This is a genomic window from Streptomyces sp. NPDC005374 (assembly GCF_042872225.1).
Lineage (GTDB): Bacteria > Actinomycetota > Actinomycetes > Streptomycetales > Streptomycetaceae > Streptomyces.
On sequence record NZ_JBIAKA010000024.1, the window covers coordinates 1 to 23,851 of the forward strand.

A 23,851-nucleotide genomic window follows, 5' to 3' on the forward strand; every position below is an offset into this window, starting at 1 on the left:
ACCCGGATCGCCCGCCCGCACAATAGAACAGCTCCACGCCCGAACAACCCCTGCGGAAACCGGTCGCTGACAGTTATTGAAATGCGGGCCCCGGGCCGCACCGAGAACTCCCAGATCGGCGTCTTCCTCGCTTACGCCGCCGGCCGCGGACGCACCCTGATCGACCGGCGGCTCTATCTGCCCACGTCGTGGACGGACGACCGGGAACGCTGCAGCCGCGCGGGCATCGGCGACGAGACCGTGTTCGAGACGAAGGTGGCCATGGCCAAAGCGATGGTCCGCAAGGCGATCGCCGACAGGATTCCCTTCGCCTGGGTGACCGCGGATGCCGCCTACGGCTTCAGCAAGGGCTGGCGATACGAACTCGAACAGGCCGACGTCTTCCACGTCATGGCCACCACCCGGCACGACACCGTCGTCACCCGCTGGGCACTCGACCACCCCGTCCACGACCTGTTCCCCGCCCTGCCACGGCAGAAGTGGAAACGCCGTTCCTGCGGCGAGGGAGCCCACGGCCGCCGGATATACGACTGGGCCCGCGTCGAAGTGAGGCCCTGGCACCGCCAGGACCGCCGGCACTGGGTGATCGCCCGCCGAAGTGTCAGCAGGCCCGAGCAGATCTCCTACTACATCGCCTACTGCCCCGCCGGCACCACGCTGGACGAGCTGATCCGCATCGCCGGCAGCCGCTGGGCGGTCGAGGAATGCTTCCAGACCGCGAAGCAGGAATGCGGCCTGGACGACTACCAAGTCCGCCGCTACCCCGGCTGGCACCGCCACATGACCCTCGCCATGGCCGCCCACGCCTGCCTGACCGTCCTGCGCGCCCGCCAGCTGGACACGGACAAAGCAGAAACGGATCCTCCCAGCTCATCCACCTCAGCCTCGCCGAAATCCGACGACTGATCGCCCGCCTCACCAACCGCCGACCCACCTCGATCGACCACATCCTGCACTGGTCGACATGGCGCCGCCGACGCCAACACCAAGCCCGCCGCAGTCACTACAAACGACGGGGACACAGCCCCTGAAAACTGCCCAGCAATCAGAACAGACACCGTTGCAGTATTAGAGGTCATCTCATTTGGTTCGGTAGGCTGTCGGTCGTGGCCTCGATCATTGAGCGGCTGGTGCCGGATGAGTTGTGGGAGCTGTTCCAGCGGGTGGTTCCGGAAGCTCCATCGCGGCCTCAGGGCGGCGGCCGGCGTCGGCACGGTGACCGGGAAGTGTTGGCCGCGATCGTGTTCGTGGCCACGTCGGGCTGCACATGGCAGCAGTTGCCGTCCGCGTCGTTCGGTCCGTCGGGGGCGACCGCTCACCGGCGCTTTGCCGAGTGGTCGAAGGCCAGGGTGTGGGCCAAGCTCCACCGCCTGGTCCTGGACGAGCTCGGCGCCCGCGGCGAGTTGGACTGGTCCCGCTGCGCGATCGACTCGGTGAACATGCGGGCCCTGAAAAGGGGGAGCTGACAGGTCCGAATCCTGTGGATCGGGGCAAGTACGGCTCGAAGATCCACTTGATCACCGAGCGGACCGGTCTGCCCCTGTCCGTCGGAATCTCTGGAGCGAACCTGCACGACAGCCAGGCGCTGATCCCGCTGGTGCAGGGCATACCGCCGATCCGCTCCCGGCGCGGACGCCGGCGGCGCAAGCCGGCAAAGCTCCACGCCGACAAGGGATACGACTACGACCACCTGCGGCGATGGCTACGCGGGCGCGGCATCACGCACCGCATCGCCCGCAGAGGAATCGAGTCCTCAACTCGTCTGGGCCGCCACCGCTGGACCATAGAACGCACCATGTCCTGGCTCGCCGGATGCCGCCGACTGCACCGCCGCTACGAGCGCAAAGCCGAGCACTTTCTGGCCTTCACCAGCATCGCCTGCACCCTCATCTGTTACCGCAGACTCACCAAATGAGATGACGTCTTACTTGGTGCCTCAACGATGGGACCTGGCCGACGCACTGCAGCGACTGCCTGCCGTATTTGCCGCTGCCCGGCCGGACATCGCTCGAGAACTGGAGCGACTTGAGGAGGCGAAGCGCACCACCCAGGGCACGATCGACCAGGCCATCGACCTAACGGCATCTCTCATTGTGCAGACGGGAGACGTGCAAGGCGTCTACGACGACCTGGTTCGCCTGCTCGATCGAGCAGACCTTCCGGCGGGCACGACAGCAAGCCGAGACACCTGACTGGGCAGGATCTCCAGGGCCGGGGCGGCCCACCTCTGCGCAGGGCAGGCCAACTGCCCCTGGCACATCACGGCGCAGCAGTCCGCGACTGGGCGGCTGCTGGCTGGCTCTCGAGGAGCTCACCGCCAGCAGCCCGGGCCGCGGCGTCAGGACTGTGGTGTGTCGTCGGATCGGGGTCGGGAAGCCGGAGTCCGCTGCGTGATGCGTTCGGGTGGCAGGCTCCAGTCGAGGACGTGGAGGCCTGTGCTGAGGACGAGGCTGGCTTCGAGGTCCAGGAGCTGGATGGGGGAGCGGTGGTGGCGCTGCAGCCAGGTTCGCCGGCGTTGCTGTTCGCCGTGGCTCAGCTCCTGCCAGTTGTCGTAGTGGATGCCGGGCGGCCCGCCTGAGTTCTCACGGACCCAGATACGCACGACTGCGGCTTCGTCTGGTGCGGCCTGCAAGGTGATCAGTGCCCAGGCGGTGTCGTAGGGCAGAGCCGGTCCGTGCCGGTGCATGAGCAGGCGGGTGCGCAGTTGCCGCCAGGGTGCCAGGAGCCATCGTCGGGTGCGGACGTTCATGTGGGTTCGCTCCTGGGTGCGGGTCGGCTCTGGAAGGCGGCTGCGGCTGCGGTCAGCTCGTCGTGGCCCAGCGCGCGCAAGGTCTGGACGAGGGCGGTGAGGAAGAGGTCGCGTTGCTGGGGTGCGTGCAGGTCGGTCAGGAGCTGGTCGGTAAACCGCCGGATGTCCCTGCGGAGGCCGTCTTCCTCTGCTTCGGCGTCGTGTGGCGACGGCAGGTCCTGGAGCGCCTTTTCCAGCGCGTCGCATTCGCCGAAGCGGTCGGGGAACTGGGCTATCCACCACACCCGGCGCAGATCACGGTCGGCGAGGAGGGCCTGGAGGTGGGTGAGCCGGTGCAGTTCTGCCTCGTGGGCGAGGTCTGCCGCCTGGCGGCGGCGGATGTGTTCTTGGGCTAGGGCACAGTCGTGGGCTGTGGTGCCGAGATGTACGGTGCCGGTGACTTCCAGCCCCTCCATGGGGCAGCTCCAGGTGCCGATGGCCGTGTTGGTGGCGTCTTCGGCGGCTGGCAGGTTCAGTACGCAGTGCTTTCGCAGGACGGCTGCGGTCTGCTGGCGCAGATGGTTGCGCGCCACGGCGGCAGGTTCGTGATGGGCTGGAGCGCTCGTGGGCGTCCTGCGCCAGGCGCCGGTGATCCGGACTGAGAACAGGGCGCCGGTGTGGGTACTGGCCATCCGCTCGCCGTGCACGGCGAGCGGATAGGCTGCGGCGGCATCAGCCCCGCCCGGGAGGGGCGGGGCGTCCGCGCGGCGCCACGGCAGCAGACTCACGCCGGCGTGAGGTCGTCGGTACTGTCGGGCCCGGGCTCGAGGGCAGGCGTGGCGGGCAGATCAGGCATCTGTTCCGTGAGCAACTGGTCGAGCAGCTTCTTACGCCGTGCACGCCCCAGTGGTGAGGTGTCGGGGGAGCCCACCAGGAGTTCGGCGGCACCGGCCTGGTGGAGATTGCCGCGTAGAACCGCGGCCACTACCGGCAGAACCTGCTCGTCCGACAACTTGGCCGTGTCCAGCCAGGCGGCGAGCTGCCTGTGAGCGGCCACGGTTGTCGTCGCCTCCCGCAGGGCGGCACGCCAGCCACGCACGAACAGGTCACCGGTGCGGACGTCGCCTTCGTGATTAGCGGGTTCCTGCTGCGTGGGCAGGGGAAAGAGACTCTCGCTGCTGATGTCGGTCAGGGCCAAGAATGTGGTCGCGCCGGCCCCGGCCGTGGTTTCGTTGGCGGATTCGGCCCAGCTGACGATCTCCGACAGGATCAGCAGGCGCTGTTCGGGCGCGTCCACCAGGACCTGCACCGCGTCTGCGACCGCCTTGCGGGCCAGGCCGTCGGCCCGTGAGGCCAGCACCCGCAGCCGGGTCAGAGCGATCCGGGGATACTCGCGGCCGAGCCGGCCGGCACAGATCTCCGCGACGGCTGTGAGCGTTTCCTCGCTGGAGGTCTTTGCCTGCGCCCATGAGTAGAGCAGCTTGCGGGTCCCTACCCCGGTGTCCGGGTGCAGCGCCATTTTCTCCAGCACCTCCACGGCCAGTTGCCGGTGCGCGGGGCCGCCGGTGTCGATCCAGTTGCTCACCACCCCCTGGACGGTCGACCCTCCGGGCAGCAGGGACAGCCGCACCAGGCAGTCGGCGATGCGCCGCAGGTGCCGCACGGCGGCACCGTGCGGTGCACTGATCTGCGAGGCCCACGTCAACAGGACACTGCGCAGCTGCGGGCGCTCCTGCCAGACATGCCTCAGGACCGCTTCGGACAGACCGTGTCGGTCGGCATCCAGCGAGATGCGCTCGTCGTCGACGGTGGAGGCCTTGACGGAGTCCAGCCGAAGCCGCAGATCGCGGCCGGCCAGCGCGCCGCCCGCCGGCAGCACGCCGCCGACCTCTGCGAAAAGCCGGTCAGCGGCCTCCAGTACGACAGCGGCGGGAACGTTCTCCAGCAGGGCAGCTGCGATCAGCAGCGCGCGTTCGGAGATGTCCTCCGGAGCGCTGTGCTGCTTGAACCACTGCGTCAGGTGGTCGCTCCAGCCGGTGAACTCCTCCCGGACCGCCCCCTGGACGCCATCGTCGGCGTCCGCGACGAGCCGGGCGAGACGAGCGGCATCGGCTGGCGAAGCACCGTTGGCCAGCAACGTGTTCAGCTCCGGACGCGTCAGCCAATCCACCCGGTCCTCGGCGTGACGGCGCAGGTGGGCCTGGGCGATCTGCACCGCCGGTGGGCGGACCAGGGTGACCACGGGCACCGTGGCCATGGGCCCGGGGTTCCAGTTGCCGATATCAGCAAGAATGATCAAGAAAGCTTCGGTCTCTTCAGCCGCCTTCTGGTAATCGGCGAGCCCGGTGTAGAAGTCCTCGTCCAGTTCCTGGCTGCGGGTCAGATCCAGGATGAAGCCGTGCCCTTTGGTGGTGGGGATCTGCTCGGTGCGGGGCTGGTCCCAGTCCAGCGACAGCCAGCGGATCCGCTCGGCCGGCACCCCCGCACCGCGCAGCACATGCAGGGCAGTCGTGCGTCGTCCGACGCCGGCCTCGCCCCGCAGTACGACCACCGGACTGCGCCGGAAAGGGCGGGTCAGGGCGCTGATGGTCTGCGCCGCCTGTTTGTTGCCGCTGGGGCCGACGACATCGACGAAGGCATGCTCGGCCAACTCCATCTCGGCCGCATCCACGCGGGAACCGCGCAGGTACTGCCAGCCCCGCACATAGCGGTGATGGTGCTCGGCGTAGTCGCGGCCGACCTGTGTCACGCGCGCGTGCCCGCTGGCCTCGACGCTCTGCAGGTGGCCCGTCGCGGGCTCTTCCGCGGCGCTCATGACTGCTGCTCCGGGCCGGTGTTGTAGTCGCGGCCGACCTGGATCAGCCGGGACTTTCCGGTGGCCTTGCCGCGCTGGCGCATGGGTGCCGTTGCGTCGTCCTTGACGGCTGCGGCGCCGGTATCGCCCGGTGGCGTGCCGGGTCCTTCCTCGCCGGTGGGGAGTGTCTGGCCGGGGTCGGTGTCGAGGTAGGGGTCGAGGACGGACGGGGGGAGCCCGGGAACGTGGAGCCAGCACGTCTCCTGGAATCCGTCCTTGCCCTCGACGCGGGCCGTCGTCTGGCGAAGGTGGCGTGATGTGAGCGTCTTGGTGCGCTCTGCGCGGACCGTGCGCCGGAACACCGGGTCGGAGACCACCGCGGCGAGATACAGCCCGTTGTCGCCGGCAGCGGTCATGGCCGCGCGGACGGCGTCACTCTCGACGAGCCTGCAGGCGTCGTTGGCGGCATCCCCGCGGTGTGCGGGCGGAGCGAGCGGGCCGACATGGATGCTGGCGCGCAGCCGGATGGTGGGTGAGTTGGCCAGCCGACTCTGCTCGCGGCGCTCCAGCGCCAGCCTGAGGTGGCCGAGCAGAGGATCGACCAGCCGGGCCGCGTGCCGGGCGGGAAGGACGAAGATGGCCCCGTCGCCCCGGTCTTTGACTGCGCTGTCGAGCAGTGCGGCATCGCTGATCCCGCACTGGACGAAGACCGTGGACAGGATGTCGTCGAGGTCGGCCCGGGTGGGAGCCATCTTCGCCTCGGGGATCTGGCTGTAGTTCTTCATATCGACCACCAGCAACGCATGCTCCGGCGGAACATCGTCGGCGTCGGGCACAAAGACAGAATTCACGGCACGGCCCTTTCCGGCTCACGACAGCGGGTTGAGCCCTCATGCTGGCTGCGCTCCCTCGGCGGTGGTGCCCAGCAGTGGGCAGCCCGCCGGTGCCGTCGGTCACCCCTGGGTCAGAGCGTGCGAACGAATGGAGGCGATATCCCGCACAACCAGCCCGCCGGCAGCCTCCGTCGCAAGCCACCCCTGCTCGCGCCAGGGCCGCAGAGCCGTCCCCACGGCGTTGCGGGAAGCGCCGATCATCTGCGACAACTCCGTCTGCGTCAGCCGCACGATGTAGCCACTGCCTGCGGCGGAGGCGGCCTGCAGCAGCCGGCTCAGCGCGGACGCCAGGCGCACCGCCACCGGCGCGGTGGCCATCTCCAGGCGTACCGTCTCCGCCTCCCGCACGCGGGTGATGGCATGCCTGAGCAAAACGGTCACCAGGTCGTGTTCGTCTACGAAAGCAAGAAAGTCCGGGGCCGGGATGATGTGCACACAGCAGGTTTCTGCAGCGATCACTGATGCGGTGCGCGGCTGGGAGTCCAGCACCGCCAACTCGCCCAGCAGTTCCCCTGCTCCGCGTACAGCCAGCAGCGTCCGCTCCCCGGCCGTGCCCGTCAGAGTGATGAGAGTGGAACCAGAGTCCAGCAGGATCACATGCGTCCCCGGATCCCCCTGACGCAGCAGCACACTGCGTGCCGGCCGTACTCTCTTCGGCGCCAGATCACGCAGTGCAGACCATAAATGCTCGCCCATCACGGTGATATGCGGCTGATACACAGTCCCCCCATATGTCTCGTTGCCATCCGGATGATCTCAACGTGACATGTAGGTGATCAACAGCCCAATTCCGGCCACCAGTAGCGCAACTGACACCAAATCCGCAGCGAGACGCACGGCCCTGAACTTCCGCCGCGCCAACACCGCAATCACCGCCAGCCGACGCTCCTCCATGCGCCGTTGGCCCTCGCAGTCCAATCCAGCCAGCGAGGCCACCAACTGCCCTGCATCCGCGCCGCGTCCCGCTGCCAGCAGCCCATGTTGTGCACCACGACGAGGCAGCATCGGACGAAGAGCCCGCAACGCTGCCCCCAAAGCTGCAGTCAGAAGCAATGACGCCACCAACAGCGCCAGACCGAGAAAGAGCGAAGCATCAAGAACAGACAACGCCGACACGCCGGCCGCCCAAAACCCTCCGGCAGCCCCACACAGCGCAGCCGCCTTCGTATCCGCCCGCTGCAACTCCACCGTGATGTCCGCGCTCATGGCGCGCAGCCGCACAACCTGCTGAGCATTGACTTCCGTCACGTCGCTGGCCCCGCTCTCCATGCGAACTCCTCTTCATGGCGTCGCAGCCGAATCCGTCCCCTCGTACCGACGCCTCGACTGTCCTCCGTCTCAGTGCCAGGCGCTGCCCACCAACTGGCAACGACCAGGCGCCGTTCATCACTTCCAACACCCAGCCGGCTCACCGCCCAGCACGCGCTGCAGACGCTCCGCCCAGGCGGAGAAAAGGACGGCATGGCGGAGCCTGCTCCGACGCGGCGACTTCAGCTGCACCTCGCTCACACCGGTGACCACGCCAGCCAGGAATAGCCACCTGCGCGCACCCGGAGTGGACGCTCCGGATCCATTGGCGTTGTGATGCCGAAGGCGCGGGCATTCCGCTCGGAAGGCGGCGCACCTTCCCCCTCGTATGCCCGCCGCAGCCGGTGCATTTCGCGTACGTGGTCGACGCTTCGCAGCGGAGGATGGAGCTGTGCCACGAGAGCGCTCTCCCGCCGGGTGACGTCCTTGCTTGGGGGTGTCCCTGACGAAGGCAGGTAGTCAGTTCGATGCCACTCGGGAAGCGATGCCATCTCCGTGCCCACATGCCTGACGCGAGGAGACCGGTGAGTAGGCTTCCTTGCGTGAATCGGGTTGCTGTATCGCCTTTACGGATTAGGCTGCGGGTAATCCGACCTAACAAGAGGATGTTGCTATGGTTCAGCGCACCGTAACCGTCTATACCGATGATCTGACCGGCACTGAAGGTGAGGGTATCGCTACCCATACTTTTAGCCTTGACGGTGTCAGCTATGAAGTCGACCTGAATCCTGACAGCTACCAGAAGTTGCTGGATGCCCTGGGGCCGTTCGTTCAGGTGGGACGTAAGACAGGCGTCGGTTCCCGGCGTGGAGGCGGGAAGAAGGCGGTTGCGGGGCCGGATGCGGTGAAAGTACGTGAATGGGCCCTGAGCCAGGGCATCGAGGTCAATTCCCGGGGGCGTGTACCTCGGGATGTCGTCGAGAAGTATGAAGCCGCTCACTGATCTTCCGCATCACGTTCGGACCGCAAGCAGGCGGCGCCGATTCCGCTGATCTGGAGCGGCTCGGCAGTTTCCTTTGGATCGGTGGGCGGACCAGAGGTAGATCCCGCGGGACCGGCCGATGGCGTGGTCGTCGGGTTCGCCGACTGGGGCCGTTCTGCGGCCCCGGCCGGCGTGCTGGTGAGCGCGCACGAGCGTGAAGTCCACCGAGACGGCCCACAGTTGTGCGGCCTCGAGCCTGCATCGCTACCGCCGGGAACTGCAGGGTGCCCGTGCACCCGCGTTCGTGAACACGGCCCCCGCTCAGCAGACGTCCTTGCTTACCGCGTCCCCGGCCTCAAGCGTCCAGGAACAACTCCAGCGAGACCGCTACCCGGGCACCTTCCCCGTGCCTCACGATCCCCGGCACCCCCTTGCCGCGAGAGTGACCGACAACGGCAATTACCTCTTCTGGATCACCGAACCCGCCTTCGAGCCCGCTGCGTGGCGCATCACCATGAGCGGAGCCCGCAGCCACGACTGGTACACCTTCGACGGCACCCTCGCCGACCTCCGCAGCGGCGAACTTCATCACCCCTATTCCCCCCCACGGACGTCCTCCAGCAGGGCATCCGCCGGCCCAGGGACCCGGGACAAGCAGGCGGAGCACCACTCTCGCACCGCGGCTCAGGGATGCGCGGAGACGGTCAGGCAGTTGAGGAGTTCCACAGCGGCCGCGGTCGCGTCCTGCTGGAGTGCCAGATCACCCACGAGAGCGCTGGCGTCGTATTCGGCATCGCCCAGCTGCGTCAGGACATGGGCCCACTCGCCACCACCCGTTGCATACTCGCGCCAGACCCTGCCGATCGTCGGACTGTCGTGGACGATCCTGTTGCGCCGCTTGACGGCGGTATCGATGAGGGCGATCGCGGGCGGCCACTCGGTGTCGCAGGAGCCGCCGATCTTCTGCTCTATGGCCTTCAGCAGCTCGCCAGCGGGCCGGTTGGTGCGGGCAGCCGGGTCGAGACGCGAGAGGATCATGCCGAGCACTGTCTCGGTCTCCGCGGCCTGGACCACCACCAGGCCCCGCAGCCGGTTCAGTTCCGCAGCCTCGGTTCCGTCCCAGTACGCGGTGTCGGGGTGCTGAGGGTACCGGTCGGCCTGGACGGTACTCCACGAGATGGCCCGTATCCCGTAGCGGGGTGACTGATGCGTCATTCAGTGGAGTATGAGCGCTTCCCATGGCGCGAGTCACGAGGATTATCTCGTCAACTGCGCTCCGGATGCTGCGCATGCGCAGCGAGCGTGCAGGCAGAGGGAACCGGCGCGAGCACGCGGCGCCGTTGCATCCAGCCGCAATGCGGGGACTGCTGACAAGAACCTCTTCCTGATCGGCTCATCCGCGAGCGGCTCCGGTGGCACCTGTTCAGATCTGAGGGGTTGCTGACGGGCGTGAGGTTTTTGCGGCGTCGAGTTGTTCTCGGAGGGCTTTGGCGACGATGCGGTGGGCTGGTGTTTCGCCGGAGAGAGCGGTCAGGAGACTGTGCTCGATCTTGAGATAGGGGAGATTCTGAGGGGTGGGCGCTGGCAGGCGGCCGGCGTCCGGGGCGCGCATACGGGCAGCGAGGCCGTGCAGGGCGGGGACGAAGGGGGCCAGACGGTTATCGAGCAAGGCGGCCGCGCGATGGGTCTGGCTGGATACGCCCAGGGCAAGGAGGCCTTGCCTTACACCGTCGACGAAGTCGAAGGTGATTCGGCCGTAATGGTCGGGCACCCCGATGGGGGTCTCGAGGCTGATGAGGAGCCCGCTGGTGAGGATGGCCGACAGATCGCGTGTGCTGGCCGCCGGGGCGAGTTCCACGGCGAGAAGTTGCATGACGTAGCGGTTGAGCGGTGCGGTGGCCAGAAGGATGGCGAGGTCGAAGGCTTGCTCGGAGACGGCTTTGTAGAAGTCGGAGATCAGCCGGTCCGGGCTCGGCGCGTCGTCCTTGGCGGGAGTGGGGGAAGGCACCGGGGAACTGGGCAGGGCATTGGCGCTGACCTTGAGCGCCTGCTGGTGGACCAGCAGGTCGGTCAGTTGCAGGCGGGTCCACTGATCCAGCCAGCGCTTGCGCATTTCGAGCACCGGCACCAGGACGCTGTCTGCCGTTGCGCTGGGGGTGTCATCAACGGCTGCCGGCTGGTTGCAGGTGGCAGCCGTCTCCACCAGGTCGGCGTTGGGGCAGCACGGCTGCGGAGCGCGCAACTGTATGGGCTGGGTACGGATGCCGGACAGGGGCCAGTGGTGATGGGGCAGCACATGCAGGATGGCGACGGTGTGGCTGGTGGCCCACTGGTACAGGTCTTTCCACAGCAGGCGCCGGTGCCATGCGGCTCCGACGCCATCGGTGAGGACCAGGGTGATCTTCGAGTGCTCTGAGGAGAAGGAGGGGGCCTGCAGGATGGGGATGTCCGAGTCCGTGAACAGGTCGCTGGGCAGAGCAGGCCTGCGGTTGTTCATTTTGACGACGTGGACGCTGCGGAAGAGCGGCAAGTCGCTCGTGTAGGCCGCGATGGCGTTGGCTACCGGGTACCAAGCCGTCATCGACGGGCTGGTGTCTACGACCAGAACAAGATCCCAGCTGGGCCCTGCTTGCGGCTCGGCGAGGTCTTCGGGCGGGTCGTAGATGCTGGACTCCAGGCGGGCAGGCGCGACTCCTGCCAGTTGGACAAAGGGGCTCAGCGCCGACGTGGCGGCCTCGATGGCGGCTAAAGGCGAAACGGTCGGCCAGGAAGGGGGAGGCTCGCGGAAGACGGGCTCGGAGGGAAGCGCGGTCCGCCAGTTGTGGTCCACTGCGGGCACGGGTGCTGCCGTAACGAGCCACGGCTGCGTGTCGAACACTGTCACCGAGCGACCACCTCGTCGGGCGAGGTAAGAGCTTTGGGCTCAGGCCGGGGGAGAGTCGGGTCATCCCACAGCAGGGTCAGATCGCGAAAGGCTTCAGTGCCCACACCGCCGGCGCTGTGCTGCAGTTCGCCCAGACGTGACGGCAGTTCGGTCAGCGGCCGGTTGCCGATGAGCTGCTGCACCGACTGGCGGAACGCGGTGGAGGAACAGTCGCTGCGATGCCACAGGATGGCCGGAGCTCCGGAGTGGATCCCCGCACGCAGTTGCTGGAGGCCTTCCTCTCGGTCCGGGGGAGAGTCCAGGACCAGCAGCTGGACGTCGTGCCTGTCACCGTGGCTGCCCAGCCGCTCGGCGTGCGGCTCTGCCGGGCAGGTGTCCGGAGCGCTCGTGACGATCTGGTCCCACCACCGGTTCCAAGAGCTGTGCGACGTTTTGGGGCGGTCCAGGCTGCGTACCACGACGCGGTAGTCGGTCCGCCAGACGCGATCAGGGCCAGGGCGGCACCACTGAGCGACCGGCAGATTCGCGAGTGCCGCCGGCAGCCAGAATTCGATGGTGAGGTCGGCTGCCCGCCCCAGGCGGGCCATTGCCTGCCGGAGCCGTTCATGCACGATTGGCCCGAGGTCGTTGCAATGTACGCGCGCATCTCCGTCGCGCAGCGGCGGCGCCTGATCCTTCTGGCTGCTCTGGACCCACAGTTGCAGCACGCAGTACTCCTGGTCCAGCCCGTCGGGGAGCAGGACGAACATCACCCGGCTTTCGCCGCTGTCACCGGACATCTGCGGGGTCGTTGCGATGTGACTGCGGCATTCGGCCAGCTGGTCGTCCAGACCCTGCTGCCGGGCATGCTGTGCGGTCCAGGCCTGCAACGCCTGGCACGCCGACGCCTTCAGGGCGGGCGCCAGGTACTCGAGGAAGAGGAGGAACGGGGGCAACCCGTTGGGCAGCGCATTGCGCCGCAGCAAGTACAGCAGCAGGCTCCAGGCATCGGTGCAGTGCGCCGGCAGGTGCACAGGGAAGGGGTACAGGCAGGCCTGCGCGATGGACCGAGGGTCGGCTGATTCCGTGTTCTGCAGTACCTGCCTGAGCGTGCTGAGGTCATCGTCGCCGAGCCGGGTACGCGCCGACTGCCAGTCCGACAGGAGCCGTAACCGGGCGCTGATGTCGGCATCCCCGGTCACGGTACCCGCCGCCCTGGCCAGCGCATCCGTGGCCTCGACGGGTTCGCCCTGGGCCATGCAGCGTGCCACGATCAGCGACAGGTGCTCCTCGGGCAGCCGGCCGGTGGCCTCATCGCTGGGGAACGTCCAGTTCAGAGCGTGGGCCAGCATGCTGGCCAGAGCCCTGCGGGCAGCGGCCTGCGACAAGGACGGTGCGCTGCGCAGCACTTCGACCATCGCCTTCTCCAGCGCTTTGGGCGCTGCTGCATCCCACAGAGCACGCAATTGCCAAGCCGCTTCAGAAGCCCCCACGTCCCCCACCCCCGTTGACAGATGCCAGCGTTTCATCGTCGCTGCCGAGTCTGTGCCGCTGATATGACTGTGATGGGAGCGGCTTGTTCCAGCCAAGACACAAACCGGCTGATTTTGCTGCGCTCATCAATTCTCCCGGCGGACTGCAGGCAGTGCTTGTGAGAATGCAGGGGTGGGGGATGCAAATACCTGGGCCGCCTGGGCAGCCGCGGCGACGAGCGTGGCGACACTGATCGTGACCACGGTGGTGGGTGGACGCAGAGAACGACACCGATGGGCACGCGATGCGCTGACCGATGCCTTCGTGGCCTTCCTGGAGGCCAGCTGGGCCCACTCCGATGCGGTGCGCTCGCCGATGCACGAGGCGGCCGCCGGTCGGGAGACGGCGCATGGGCTCTACCGGGAGATGCGCTCGCAGCTGACGCGGCTGCGGCTGCTGGCGTCTGGTGACGTGCTGCGGGCAGGGGAGGAACTGCTGCGTTGCCAGCGGGCTGTGCACGAGGCGGCCCCGGGGCCGGCGCGGGAGGCCGCGCTGGCCGCAGCAGCGGCCTGTCGGCGGGGCGTCGTGAATGCCGCCAAGAAGGAGATGGGCCTGTGATGCGTCAGATGACATAGCGCCCCAGTCTGTCCTCGATACCGATCCGAAGCTCGGTCAGCAGTGCTCGTGTCTGTGGCGGCAATTGTTTCGAACGCAACTTCTCAGTGAGAGTCTCTGCCACCTTGGTGAAATACGGATCCGTGCCCATGCTTGTTCGGGGCCCGGGCAGCCAGTGGTTGACGATGTTGCGGACCGCGTGCGCCAGAATGACGTCCTCACGGGCGCAGAGTGCTCCCAGCAGGGGCGCCAGCTGGCCGAAGTAGCCCAGCGCGATCAGCCGGGCACGTTCCATGCTGGGATGCATGTCGCTGGTCTGGCGGCCCAGTTCCTCAAGCGGGTGGGTGATCGTGGCGACATCCAGATCGGGATCTTCCAGCGCCGCCAGCATGCCGAGATAGCCGGTCGCCGTAACAGCGTGAGCGGCCAGCGTTACCTCGACCAGACCGTGCTGGCCGTGCGAGTGCCGGATCACGGTTTGCACGTTGTACTCGTCCCTGGCGACCTGCCGGACGAACCGCAACTCGTCCGGCAGCCCGGCACTGGCCGCCAGAAGCACGAACTGGTGAGCCGGCAGACCGTCGGATGTGGCGGGCTTGAGACTGCCCAGGCGCGTGCGCATCTCGGGCGTCAGCGAGACCGGTTTGACGTACGGCGCGTCGAGAAGGACATCGGCGCTGCCCAGCATGGCCAGCAGCGTGGCATCGGGGCCTGCCTCCGGCCGTGCGGCCGATCGGCTGTGCTCGGCGAGAAACAGCGGGATCTCTGCGCGGGGCGGCAGCGCACGCCGCCACGTCGTACACCACGGCCAGTGCAGGGCCTCCTGATCCAGGCCTTGTGCGGCCAGGGCCTGCTGCACGCGCAGGGCAAGCCGCCTGCCGGTGTCTTGATCGAGGGTCTCGGCAGCGCTGACGAAACTCGCCACTGCCTCGACCATCGCCTCGTCCATACTGACCAGGAAAGGAACGAGCAACTGTTCCAGCAATTTGTGTTCGTCAGGGGAGAGGCAATGAACAAAAGCCGCCACCACTGCCAGGGAACGGGCTGTACCCAGCGCGGCGACCTCTGACAACAGCTCTATGCTCACGACGTCCCTGGCCGTGAGGATGTAATGCGCAGCCAGCGCTGCGAGATTTTCGTTTCCTGCCGTCAGTAGCCGTTTCCACTGCTCGCAGCCCACTCCGACAACACGGAGGGTGCTTTCCTCAAGGAGGGTGGGCAGCGCGGAGGGCCCGGCCGCGAGAGCGTCCTGCAGCATTTGCCCCCACGCAGGATCCTCTGCAAGTCCGGCCCTGAAACGGTAGGTCAGAAGGGTCTCCGCATCGCCCAGCGCTGCGAGATCCCGCAGAACATCGAGACGCTGCCCGTTAAGGTCAACCGCAGTTTCCGTGTCAGCTGTGGTGCGCAGCTCGCTGTCCAAAGCACTCAGCCGTGACCGGCAGGCCTGGGCGTAGGTGAGAGACCGAACAAGGTCGGAGCGTGTCTGCAGCCCCTTCAGCGTCTGCCAGGCTTGCCAGACAACGCCCCACGGCTGTCCAGGAGTTATACGACTCCACACATAGCCCGCCAGCTCATGGAGCCCTGCCACGTGCACGCTGCGCAGCGCCCGCACCATGACCCCGATGTCTCGGACTGTGCCGCTTCCCGGCTCCGCGTCCCGCTCCTCATTCTCCAGAATTCCGGCAACGACCTTAGTGAGCTGCTGCGTGGCACCAGGCACGGACCACTGATGCATCATCACCAGCCCGTCCAGGGCGGCCTGCGCCGCCTGCGGTGCACTGCGCGCAGCGGAAGCGATCGTGACCAGGATGTCGGTGGCTGCGGGCACGCCATACTTCGCCAGCGCGTATGCCGACCTCTTCCACGCCGGAATCCCGCTATGGGGGGAGCGCAGCACCTCCAACTGCGCATGCAGGAAGGCTGTCCGAGCCCCCTGCGTGCACTGTTCCGGTGCCGCTTGCAGCAACAGTGCTCCGTACCACGGGCTGGCGTCGACGCCAGCCTGGACTGCTTCCAGGACGGTCGAGGCGGGGGAGTACTCGTCCGCGACCAGCAGCACAGCCGTCTCACGCCATCCATGCCGCAAAATCAGCTGCCGCACCCTCGGCAGCTGCTCCTTGGGGTAGTTCTGCAAAGCGATTGCCGCACAGTAGGACTGCACCAGCGGGTAGCGGAAACTGATGCGGTCACCTGACGCGATAATGACGCCGGTGGCCAGCAGCACGTCCAGCAGCGTGTCGCCATCGGCGGACGTGTCCTGCGCGGATCTCTCCAATACCTGCAGGGTCCGCTCGCGCGTGAGTGAACCGGCGGAGTCCAGGTCCTCGGCCAAAGAGCCCAGCAACGGCAGGCGTTTGTCAGCCAAGGAGCCGTCCGACGGAACTTGGTCCAGCATCTTGGTGAGGTATGTGCGCACCAGCCCGCCGAGGCTGGCCGGCATTTCGCGTGTCTCTACGAGATGGTGGACCAACAGCCTCAGGAGCTGGGGCTTGCCCGCAAGGTCACGCAGCGCAGCGGCAGCCGGGTCGGCGAATAGATGGTGTTCCAGCCGTTCCAGCAGCCGCGGCCAGTTGTCCAGGCGGCGGTCCAGCAGCACTCTGGTCGCGTACCCGCGTGCTGCGCTCTCACGGACCTTGTGCACCACAACGACCGGCCATCTGAGCACGTCGGGATGAAAATCGCCCATTCGCTGGCACACCAGCAGACGCAGCTCGGGTTGCCGGGCGCGCAGCCGTTTGATCCAGGCAAGGATTTTCCGCTGGTCCCGGTCGGAGACCACATGCAAGTCATCGATCGTCAGGTGCACAGCCCCCAGATCGATCAGATGCCCCAGTCTGTCCTCCGACAGCAGCGGCCCCACTTCGGCCAACTGCAGCAAGAACCGCGCCACGGTGCGTTCCGGCCCGCGTTCCCGCCCCAGAAACTCCATGATCTGTAAGGCGGTTGCCTGCAGCGGCAGCATGCCGCTCTGCGTCTCTGCTGCATCCTCCTCTCTGAGCTGGCCAAGGCGCAGTTCACGCGCAATTCTGGACTTTCCGCCGCCCGGTTCGGCCAGTAAGACCACAGCGGGATGCTGCGCCAGAAGCTGCAGACAGTCCTGGGACTGCAGGGTGAGCGCACCTTGTCCCAGTTGCACGTACGGCTCCCCCGGGGCAAGCTGTCGGCCCTCCATCTCGATGTAGAAGTCGTCGCCCCAGTCGAGTTCCCCCGCGGGGGGAGATGCCGTGTACTGCTGGTGCAGGCTGTGCCGGGCCTCGCGGAGAGGCCGGGCCGATAATCGCTTGAGGATCTCGCGCCGCAGTGCGGTATTGCCGCAGCCCGCTGTGACGTTCTCAAGCAGTCGCAACGTGACCGCATCAGTGTTCCCCGACGCCAGCAGGACCCGAGCTGCTGCGTCCTTGTCCTGGTCAGGCCAGTGCCCGAACACGTCTGATGGGGCAAGGAACTCTGACGCCACGCCTGCAGCAGCTGCGGATACCCGGACCCGTTCCGGGGCTTCTCGGTCAGGCCATTTGAAGGTATGGCAGGCCGAGAGGATCAGGTGTTCGGAATAGTGCTGCGGCCACTCGCCGCGACAATCCTCGGGCACTACGTCCCAGATACCGCACCGTACCTGCCACAGGATCAGCAGGCATCGTTCCAGCACGGAGCTGTCCTTGCCCACCTCGCGGCCAAGAGCTGAGACGGCGCCCTGCAGCTCTTGCGCGTCCCAGTGCGGCAGCAGCATGGCCAGCAGTCCCAAAGCACGCTGCAACCGAACAATCTCAGGCCACGTGAGATGCGCCGCGATGCAGTCGCGCAGGATGCACATCTCCAGCCAGGTGATGTCCGCGGCGGTGAAGGCGTCCTCGGCGAAGGTGGCAAAGTCGATCAGATAAGGCGTGTTGTCCGACAGGATCACGTTGCGCGGGTTGAGGTCCCCATGGACGGCCGAGCGCATCCGCTTGCCGGCACCGTTGACGAGCAGACTGTGCAGAGCCACCAGAGGGTGAGCAACCGTTGTCCCCTCACAGCACAGCGTCTGGGTGTCGACATCCTCGCCGAAGGTGTCCGTGCCGTGGAAATGCTCCTGCAGATAGTTCGACCACTGGTCGGCCCGCACCGCGGTCACCAGTCCCTTGACGCGGATGGTGCGACCATTGCGGACCTTGGTCCGCTGCTGGTGCTCCTCTGCCTCGCCGGTCAACTCCACACACACCCGCGTGGAGTGATAATCGCCGTAGACCACGTTGCCCTTCACGGCGACGCGTTCCAGCGTCATCTCCGCCGTGTCGCCCGTCCGCAGGGAGCGGTCCGGGCCCGGGGGAGAACTCGCGGTGCGCAGTACCTCCGACGACGACGGCCGAGGGAAGACAGCTTGGGCACCAGGGTTGCCGTGCACCAGGCACACTTGAGCACCACTGCCCGTGACTTTGTCGACCTTGAGATGCAGATCGATTGCGAGCCGCTGGTTCTCCCCCTCGAGGTCCGAATCCTCAGACCGTGCTGAGCCGTAAAACGTGCGCGACAACGAGGCGAGCACGCGGTCCACGGTCTGTCTGCACCTCTGCAGCTGCTGCGGCGAAGCCACAGCAGCAGCGATGGCACTCTCCAGGGACTCAAGACTGCCCGGTACGTGATTCCAATCGCTGACATGCCGGTACACGACAACGCTGTCGGTCAGTTCTGGGTCGCGCTGTTCGTGAACAGCACGGCTCACCGCCACGATCGGCACGTAGACGGATGAGTCGAGCGCGGCTTGCAGGCGCTGGTAGGCCTCCCACTCCTGCACCGCGTCTTCATAAGGCATCAGCTTGGCCACCTGCAATGAAGCAGGACGATCTTTGCAAGCTACGCTGATCTCCAGGACTCGTGCTCCACCACGTCCCCCGGCTAGTTGGCAGTGAACCGATACCAACTTCACATCAGCAGGCCACACTCCGCGTTCTCGGCACTGCTTATCGGAGGCATTCGAATCGGTGCTGATGGCCACGTACAACAGCGCATCCTTGACCCGCTCCTGATCCTCACTGCTCAAGCCGCATGCCGCATCGAAAGAAATTCTCGGCTGCCCCAACTGAACCCCCCGGGCGCACAGCAAAGCTCCGCTTCGCTTCCCTCACCTACAGGTGCGCTAACGGCACGTAGCGTAGCGGGAGATGAGGTGGTGCCGCGTGCAAATGCCGATGATGTCGCGCGAGTGGCGAGCAAGGCGTGATGCAGAAGGCGTTGAACCACGGAGACGTGGACGTGTCCCGGCCGGGCAGGGACTGGCTTCCACTCCCTGCTGGCCGTACTCCCTCGTCGCCGCTCTCGCGGCGTCCCTAAAACGGGTTGGATGCCCCGGTGTCGGCTCCGGTTTTCGGACGCCACGCTCCGTGCGTACATGGTCGGCGGCCTGTCGGTCGGATTGGCGAACATCCGGCGGACGGTCTTTGGGTGCCAATGCGCGCTCTGGTCGCGCGGCGCCAATCCGGAACGGTCAGGCCTGGACGATAAAGCGCCTGCGATCAGGCGTGGAGAGGGGGTTTCGCTAGGTGGTCGGCGCTCGAAGTCCTTCGGGGGTTGACGTGGGGGGCCGAGGTGTGACGGGCGATCTAGCGCCACGTCGGCAAGGGTTGTCCTGCGGTTCGCGTCCCGCTCTGACTGATTTCCGCGCGTGAGCCGGGGCTCTGGTCCCCAGCGTCGAGTCACGTATCCAGTTGTGCATGGATGAGTGTGTCGAGTCTTTGCCATGCCGGGGACGCTGTGTTAACCGTGCTCTGGATGAGGGCGGGGATTTCGGAAGCTGCATCCAGCGCGGGCGGTGCGTTGCGCCCGTACCGTTCTCGGGTCGCCTCGGTGATCCGGTGGGCAAGGTCGTCGATGCGGGGATCGTCGGCGTCGAGGTCGTGCGCGTCGTCGTAGGCGAGGAAGAGCTCCCGCAGCGCGGGGTTAGCCAGGGTCTCGGTCTGGTCCTGGAACAATGTGATCGCCTGGTCTGGGTGCGTGGCGAACACGAGGATCCACAGGTCGCGTTGCAGATCCACCCAACGGGGGGAGAACCCCCAGCGGACCAGGTCCTCCAGGTGGCTACCGATGTCGGCGGGCAACTGTGCCAGCCGCCCTGCGGCGAGCTGGCGCAGGCGCCCTTGCGTTGCCCGCAGGCTATGGATGCGGGCGGTGAGCTCGTCGTCGATCTCGCCCAACGCGTGCTGGAACTCTCTGTCGGTCGCTGATCTCAGGTCGCGGATCCGGGCCAGGGGGACGCCGGCCTCGGCGAGGGTGCGGATCTTGATCAGGTCGATGGCATCGTTCGCGCCGTAGCGCCGGTACCCGGAGGCATCGCGGTCGGGCTCGGGGAGCAGGACCTTGTCGTGATAGACGCGAATGGTCTTGGTCGAAACGCCGACATACCTTGCCAACTGCCCGATGGTGATCACCCGGGCATCGTCCCACTTGACCTTTCCCCTAGGGCAGGGTTGCAGCATGAGGTCATGGCGAACACGAACATCGATCGGGAGACCCTGCGCGAGCTGGCCGACGAGGGCAACGAGACCGCTCTGGACCGGTTGGCCGACCTTGCCGACGCAGCCGGCGACCTCGGTGAGCTGAGCGAGCTGTTGGACGAGGGATCACTGCACGCCGGGTTCCTGCTCACTCAACGCGCGGCCGCGGCCGGCGACCTGCGCGAGCTGCAACGGATCGCCGACGCCGGGTACGACGAGGCCGGGCACGAGCTGGAGCGACTGCTGAAGGCACCGACCCACGGGCATCGAGATTGAGGATCTGACCAGTCGCAGCGGTCGTGCGGCCACGGAATTCGGGCCGCGGTCGGTGCCTGAACGTCCTGAATGCCCCTCCCGAGATTGACCGTTGCCCTCCTTGCCTGCTGCCAGCGCCTGCCCGATCGTCCTGACCGCCTCCGACCGGCACCGGCTGAAGAAGGCGGCCTACGGCCACAAGACCGCGCACCAGGCCCGGATGCGCGCGCAGATTGTGCTGCACGCGGCCAGGGGACGCTCCAACGCCCGTATCGCCGCCGAGACCCGCCTGCACGTGGACACGGTGCGGACATGGCGGGGCCGGTTCGCCCACGGCGGCTTGCCGGCCCTGGCCGACCGCAAACGCTCTGGTCGCCCCGCCCGGTTCACCCCCGTGCAAGTCGCGGAGACCAAGGCCCTGGCCTGCCAGTTACCGGCCGAGACCGGCGTGCCGCTGTCGCGGTGGTCGTGCCCGGAATTGGCAGCCGAGCTGACCGCACGTGGCATCACAGACAGCATCTCGGCGTCCACGGTGCGCCGCTGGCTCCGCCGGGACGCGCTCAAACCCTGGCAGTACCAGTCCTGGATCTTCATCACCGACCCGGACTTCCGCGCCAAGGCCCAGCGGGTGCTGGACTTGTACGTCCGCACCTGGCAGGGCGAGCCCCTGGACGCGGACGAGTACGTGATCAGCGCCGACGAGAAGACCTCTGTCCAGGCCCGCTGCCGTTGCCATCCGACCCTCCCACCGGGGCGGGCCCGCGCGATGCGCGTGAACCACACCTACGGGCGCGGCGGTGCGCTGGCCTACCTTGCCGCCTACGACGTCCACGCCGCGCAGGTGTCCGGCCGCTGCGAGAAGACCACCGGCATCGAACCGTTCATGAACCTGGTCACCCAGGTCATGAGCCAGGAGCCCTACGCGAGCGCGAAGCGAGTGTTCTGGGTCGTCGACAACGGCTCCTCCCACCGCGGGAAGAAGGCCGCAGCTCGGCTGTCGGCCGCGTTCCCGAACGCGGTCCTGGTCCACACCCCGGTGCACGCCTCCTGGTTGAACCAGGTGGAGATCTTCTTCTCCGTCGTGCAGCGCAAGGTTGTGACGCCCAACGACTTCACAGACCTCAATGAGGTCACCGACCGGCTCCGAATCTTCGAAGACCGCTACAACGCCACGGCACAGCCGTTCCAGTGGAAGTTCACCACCTCCGACCTGGACGATCTGCTGGCCAGGCTCGACCGGCACATCGCCGATCGCCCAGAAGAATCCTCCGCCGCCCTGGCAACTTGATCAACCCTCGAAGGACTTACAACGCCGACCACTAAGTGACGAATACTGGGCGCCTTCTCCTCAATAATGCACATTCCATGTGTGTTTGACGTGTGATCTGATGTGCGTTCCGTGTAGTGTGGTGGCGGAGGTGACTGTCGTGTCCAACGAGCAGAACGGGCTCTTCGCATCCGTCGATGCCCTCTTGGAGCAGGCGGCGGCACCGGATGCCCTGCCGGTCCCCGCCGAACGCAAGCGGCTGCGCGAGGCTGCGGGCCTGAGCCAGGACCAGGTCGCGAAGGCGCTGAACGTGCGACGCGAGACGGTGACCGGCTGGGAGGCAGGCCGTACCGAGCCGCGCCTTCCCGTACGGGCCGCCTACATCCGCCTCCTCGACGGCCTCGCTGAACGCTTCTCCGCTCCTCAGCCGCTCTCTGGCTCGGCGTCAGCACCTCGTACCGGCCCGACCGTCATCTCACAGCCGGAAACACCCACGTCGTCCGTCCTGCCCGCGGAAGGCCCGGCTGCCCCCGCCCAGTCGATGACGGCACACACACCAGTCGCCAGGAAGACGGCGGCCGTGCCTGCAGCCGAGGCACGCTTCGCCCATGGGCCGCTTGCCGTCGTGGACGGCGACGGCAGGGCCTACGGCGCGGGCGACCTGGTGCTCGACTGCCCGCTCACCGACCTTCCGGCGCTGGTCGGCTGGGCGCTGGGCGAGGCAAAGCTGGGTGCTGCGCGTCTGCACCGCTCGGGCAAGGACGCCGACCCGCTGATCGTGCTGACCGCCTCCGCCGTCCAGCGCCTCGGGCTGCCGCCCGTGTTGGAGGACCGGCGCGGCCTACGCCTGCCCGACGGCCACCCGGTGCTCAAGCAACTCGCCACGGCGCGGTGGAAGTTGACGAAGCGTGGCTTCGGGCCGTGGGCGCGGGTCTACCGCACGGCCGACAGCACCCGCCGCCAGTGCGTGCAGTTCGCCGTCGTGCCCTGGAGAGCCCTCGACACCCGCGCCTGGGGGACAGCCGACCAGCTGCCGCCGGCCGAACTCGCCCGCCTGCTGGGCACCTACGCCACCCGCGTGCTCACCCCGTGCGGCTCCACCGCCGTCACCGGACTGGAGCTGATGACCGCGCTGCGCCCGCCCACCCGCGCGGTCAAGGACCCGGCCACCGGCAGCTGGGTCTCCGGGACGATGCCCGGCTCGCTGAGCGAGCCCGTGGAGTGCGCCCCGCCCGAGGCCCCCGACGGACACCCGACAGTCGCCGCCCTGTATCCCCGCTTCCACCAGCGCACCCCCGACCAGGTGCTGGACGAAGAGGCCTACCAGTGGGCTCGCCCGCTGACGGACGCGGAATGCATGAAGCCCCACGTCGTCGGCATCGACGTCAACATGGCCTTCGCCGCGGCCGCCAACCGTCTCACCGTCGGCCTCTCCGCCCCCGTCCACGTCCACCGCCCGGCCTTCGACGCGAAACTGCCCGGTTCCTGGCTGGTCGACCTCTCCCACATCACCTTCGATGAACGCCTGCCCAGCCCCTTCACCCCACACGGCGAACACCCCACAGGGCCGGCCTGGTACGCCACCCCGACCGTCGCCTACGCGGTCGAACTCGGCTACTCCGTGAATCCCCTTGAGGCCTACGTGCGCTACGAGCACGGCCCCTACCTCGACGCCTGGTACACCCGGCTGCGCGACGCCTACATCGCCACCATGGCCGACGTCGGCATCACCTCGGGCATGCCCGAGGAGCAGTACCTGGCCGCGATGGTCGGCCACCAGCACACCGATCCCGTCCTTGCCGCAGTGCTCAGCGCCATCAAGGCCACCGTCAAGGGAGGCATCGGCAAACTGCGCGAGCGCGCCCGCAGCGGCGGCTGGCGGCCCGGTGAGCCCTGGCCCGCCCTCGCACGCCCCACCTGGCGCCCCGACATCCGCGCCGCGGTCATCGCCAACGCCCGCACCAACATGCACCGCAAGATGCTCAAGCTCGCCACCCACGCCGACCTGTACCCAGTCGCGATCCTCTCCGACTGCGCCGTGTACGCCTCCGACGGCCCCAGCCCGCTCGACTTCCTGCCCTACAAGGACGGCAAGCCCATGCCCGGCGGCTTCCGGCTCGGTGTCTCACCCGGCATGGTCAAACACGAGGGCACCCAGAGCGTGCTGTGGGCCGAGGGCCTGATGGAGGAGCACGGTCCGGACGTAAACATCGCCCGGCACATCAAGACCGGCATTGTCTCCGGCCCGGACGCAGGGGAGTAGACA

18 protein-coding genes and 2 pseudogenes are annotated in these 23,851 nt (G+C 67.3%); 8 read left to right on the forward strand and 12 right to left on the reverse strand.

The features are described 5' to 3' along the window. Positions 1-93: 93 nt before the first annotated feature. The 3 genes and pseudogenes from ACFYRX_RS41685 to ACFYRX_RS41695 form a co-directional block, all read left to right on the forward strand. Positions 94-906 (forward strand): annotated as a pseudogene (locus tag ACFYRX_RS41685) (IS701 family transposase); the annotation flags it as partial. Between the two features lie 209 nt (positions 907-1,115). After that, positions 1,116-1,915, forward strand: a protein-coding gene (locus ACFYRX_RS41690; protein ID WP_389112157.1) for an IS5 family transposase whose coding sequence is annotated in 2 segments (ribosomal slippage) — positions 1,116-1,464 and positions 1,464-1,915 — 801 coding nt in all. Because the reading frame shifts where the segments join, the coding sequence is not laid out codon by codon here. Position 1,916: 1 nt separating this feature from the next. Beyond that, positions 1,917-2,192, forward strand: coding sequence for a hypothetical protein (locus ACFYRX_RS41695; RefSeq protein WP_389111968.1), 276 nt, complete (start codon positions 1,917-1,919; stop codon positions 2,190-2,192). Between the two features lie 146 nt (positions 2,193-2,338). On the opposite strand, the gene ACFYRX_RS41700 is transcribed toward ACFYRX_RS41695, so the two are convergent. The 6 genes from ACFYRX_RS41700 to ACFYRX_RS41725 form a co-directional block, all read right to left on the reverse strand. Then, on the reverse strand, positions 2,339-2,749 hold the full coding sequence (locus ACFYRX_RS41700) for a hypothetical protein (RefSeq protein WP_389111969.1): 411 nt from the start codon (positions 2,747-2,749) through the stop codon (positions 2,339-2,341). Continuing rightward, positions 2,746-3,516 (reverse strand): hypothetical protein, encoded by a 771-nt coding sequence (locus tag ACFYRX_RS41705; protein ID WP_389111971.1) that lies wholly within the window; start codon positions 3,514-3,516, stop codon positions 2,746-2,748. Before ACFYRX_RS41705 ends, ACFYRX_RS41700 begins: the two co-directional genes overlap by 4 nt. Then, on the reverse strand, positions 3,513-5,399 hold the full coding sequence (locus tag ACFYRX_RS41710; protein ID WP_389111973.1) for a hypothetical protein: 1,887 nt from the start codon (positions 5,397-5,399) through the stop codon (positions 3,513-3,515). Before ACFYRX_RS41710 ends, ACFYRX_RS41705 begins: the two co-directional genes overlap by 4 nt. A 140-nt stretch (positions 5,400-5,539) precedes the next feature. After that, positions 5,540-6,373, reverse strand: coding sequence for a hypothetical protein (locus ACFYRX_RS41715; RefSeq protein ID WP_389111974.1), 834 nt, complete (start codon positions 6,371-6,373; stop codon positions 5,540-5,542). 102 nt (positions 6,374-6,475) lie between these two features. Beyond that, the gene (locus tag ACFYRX_RS41720) at positions 6,476-7,135 is read right to left on the reverse strand and encodes a Crp/Fnr family transcriptional regulator (protein ID WP_389111976.1); all 660 of its coding nucleotides are present in this window, start codon (positions 7,133-7,135) and stop codon (positions 6,476-6,478) included. A gap of 36 nt (positions 7,136-7,171) precedes the next feature. Beyond that, complete coding sequence (locus ACFYRX_RS41725) at positions 7,172-7,684, reverse strand: Pycsar system effector family protein (RefSeq protein ID WP_389111978.1); 513 nt, start codon at positions 7,682-7,684, stop codon at positions 7,172-7,174. 652 nt (positions 7,685-8,336) lie between these two features. On the opposite strand from ACFYRX_RS41725, the gene ACFYRX_RS41730 reads away from it, so the two are divergent. Beyond that, the gene (locus ACFYRX_RS41730; RefSeq protein WP_389111980.1) at positions 8,337-8,666 is read left to right on the forward strand and encodes an Lsr2 family protein; all 330 of its coding nucleotides are present in this window, start codon (positions 8,337-8,339) and stop codon (positions 8,664-8,666) included. Between the two features lie 102 nt (positions 8,667-8,768). Here ACFYRX_RS41730 and ACFYRX_RS41735 read toward each other — a convergent pair. From ACFYRX_RS41735 to ACFYRX_RS41750, 4 genes and pseudogenes are all read right to left on the reverse strand, one after another. Next, a pseudogene (locus ACFYRX_RS41735) lies at positions 8,769-8,876 on the reverse strand (IS5/IS1182 family transposase); the annotation flags it as partial. 453 nt (positions 8,877-9,329) lie between these two features. After that, a complete protein-coding gene (locus tag ACFYRX_RS41740) occupies positions 9,330-9,860 on the reverse strand; it encodes a hypothetical protein (protein ID WP_389111982.1) in 531 nt (176 codons plus the stop codon). A gap of 208 nt (positions 9,861-10,068) precedes the next feature. Further along, entirely contained in the window at positions 10,069-11,529 is a 1,461-nt protein-coding gene (locus tag ACFYRX_RS41745; protein ID WP_389111984.1) for a hypothetical protein, read from the reverse strand. Next, complete coding sequence (locus ACFYRX_RS41750) at positions 11,526-13,001, reverse strand: hypothetical protein (RefSeq protein WP_389111986.1); 1,476 nt, start codon at positions 12,999-13,001, stop codon at positions 11,526-11,528. The genes ACFYRX_RS41745 and ACFYRX_RS41750 overlap by 4 nt, the downstream gene beginning before the upstream one ends. Positions 13,002-13,221: 220 nt before the next feature. Here ACFYRX_RS41750 and ACFYRX_RS41755 point away from each other — a divergent pair, with 220 nt between their 5' ends. Next, positions 13,222-13,599, forward strand: a complete 378-nt coding sequence (locus ACFYRX_RS41755) for a hypothetical protein (protein WP_389111988.1) — start codon at positions 13,222-13,224, stop codon at positions 13,597-13,599. Between the two features lie 4 nt (positions 13,600-13,603). Here the strand turns inward: ACFYRX_RS41755 and ACFYRX_RS41760 are convergent, their stop codons facing one another. Beyond that, positions 13,604-18,568, reverse strand: a complete 4,965-nt coding sequence (locus ACFYRX_RS41760; RefSeq protein ID WP_389112159.1) for a hypothetical protein — start codon at positions 18,566-18,568, stop codon at positions 13,604-13,606. A gap of 697 nt (positions 18,569-19,265) precedes the next feature. Continuing rightward, complete coding sequence (locus ACFYRX_RS41765) at positions 19,266-19,997, reverse strand: MerR family transcriptional regulator (protein WP_389111990.1); 732 nt, start codon at positions 19,995-19,997, stop codon at positions 19,266-19,268. A 54-nt stretch (positions 19,998-20,051) separates the two neighbouring features. Here ACFYRX_RS41765 and ACFYRX_RS41770 point away from each other — a divergent pair, with 54 nt between their 5' ends. The 3 genes from ACFYRX_RS41770 (at position 20,052) to tap (ending at position 23,848) form a co-directional block, all read left to right on the forward strand. Next, a complete protein-coding gene (locus tag ACFYRX_RS41770; protein WP_389111992.1) occupies positions 20,052-20,339 on the forward strand; it encodes a hypothetical protein in 288 nt (95 codons plus the stop codon). Positions 20,340-20,439: 100 nt separating this feature from the next. Further along, the gene (locus ACFYRX_RS41775; protein ID WP_389111993.1) at positions 20,440-21,606 is read left to right on the forward strand and encodes an IS630 family transposase; all 1,167 of its coding nucleotides are present in this window, start codon (positions 20,440-20,442) and stop codon (positions 21,604-21,606) included. 139 nt (positions 21,607-21,745) lie between these two features. Then, positions 21,746-23,848, forward strand: coding sequence for a telomere-associated protein Tap (gene tap, locus ACFYRX_RS41780; RefSeq protein ID WP_389111994.1), 2,103 nt, complete (start codon positions 21,746-21,748; stop codon positions 23,846-23,848). Positions 23,849-23,851: the final 3 nt, after the last annotated feature.

What these genes read in the sequence shown, in the direction of transcription:
- ACFYRX_RS41725 (WP_389111978.1), bottom strand. Translation starts at nt 7,684, where the DNA reads ATGGAGAGCGGGGCCAGCGACGTGACGGAAGTCAATGCTCAGCAGGTT.
- ACFYRX_RS41695 (WP_389111968.1), top strand. Translation starts at nt 1,917, where the DNA reads ATGACGTCTTACTTGGTGCCTCAACGATGGGACCTGGCCGACGCACTG.
- ACFYRX_RS41700 (WP_389111969.1), bottom strand. Translation starts at nt 2,749, where the DNA reads ATGAACGTCCGCACCCGACGATGGCTCCTGGCACCCTGGCGGCAACTG.
- ACFYRX_RS41770 (WP_389111992.1), top strand. Translation starts at nt 20,052, where the DNA reads ATGGCGAACACGAACATCGATCGGGAGACCCTGCGCGAGCTGGCCGAC.
- ACFYRX_RS41740 (WP_389111982.1), bottom strand. Translation starts at nt 9,860, where the DNA reads ATGACGCATCAGTCACCCCGCTACGGGATACGGGCCATCTCGTGGAGT.
- ACFYRX_RS41730 (WP_389111980.1), top strand. Translation starts at nt 8,337, where the DNA reads ATGGTTCAGCGCACCGTAACCGTCTATACCGATGATCTGACCGGCACT.